The sequence below is a fragment of the Streptomyces sp. col6 genome, assembly GCF_008042035.1.
Classification (GTDB): domain Bacteria; phylum Actinomycetota; class Actinomycetes; order Streptomycetales; family Streptomycetaceae; genus Streptomyces.
The window spans coordinates 1-612 of record NZ_RDBL01000039.1; the positions used below are offsets into that span (position 1 = coordinate 1).

At 70.8% G+C, this 612-nt stretch carries 2 protein-coding genes; one reads left to right on the forward strand and one right to left on the reverse strand.

Annotated elements, in window-relative coordinates; all coding sequences use genetic code 11:
- A partial coding sequence (locus EAO73_RS34795; protein WP_224756583.1) for a hypothetical protein occupies nucleotides 1-259 on the forward strand: 259 nt, incomplete at its 5' end.
- Nucleotides 260-386: 127 nt separating this feature from the next.
- On the opposite strand, the gene EAO73_RS34800 is transcribed toward EAO73_RS34795, so the two are convergent.
- Nucleotides 387-612, reverse strand: a 226-nt coding sequence (locus tag EAO73_RS34800) for a hypothetical protein (protein ID WP_147975533.1), incomplete at its 5' end; no start/stop codon positions are given.

Genomic DNA, 612 nt, shown 5'->3' on the forward strand with positions numbered 1-612 from the left:
TTCGAAGCCGTACGAGGACCTGCTCTTCGCCAGCGGCCAGTCGGTGATCTCGTACAGCGCCACGGCCGCGCTGTACGACGCGGCGAGCCACGGCGACGCGGTGAACAGCGCCGCGGAGACCTGGGCGAACCTGTACGCGGTGAACCTGCGGACCATGCCCACGGGCACGATCACCTTCCGCGGCTTCATCCCGTACGAGGCACAGGCGGGCCACGGTCTGGACGTCGTCCAGATCACCTATCCGGACGGCCGCAGATGATCCGGGCATGGCTGCGGCCGGGCAGCGGGGGCGCGGGCGCTGACACCGGCGGAGTGTCCGCTGAAGTGAACGGGGCGTCCCCGGGGGCGTACGCCTTGCTTCGCGTACGCCCCCGGGGACGCCCCGTTCACTTCAGCGGACACTCCGCCGGTGTCAGCGCCCGCGCCCCCGCTGCCCGGCCGCAGATGATCCGGGCATGGCTGCGGCCGTCCGGATAGGTGATCTGGACGACGTCCAGACCGTGGCCCGCCTGTGCCTCGTACGGGATGAAGCCGCGGAAGGTGATCGTGCCCGTGGGCATGGTCCGCAGGTTCACCGCGTACAGGTTCGCCCAGGTCTCCGCGGCGCTGTTC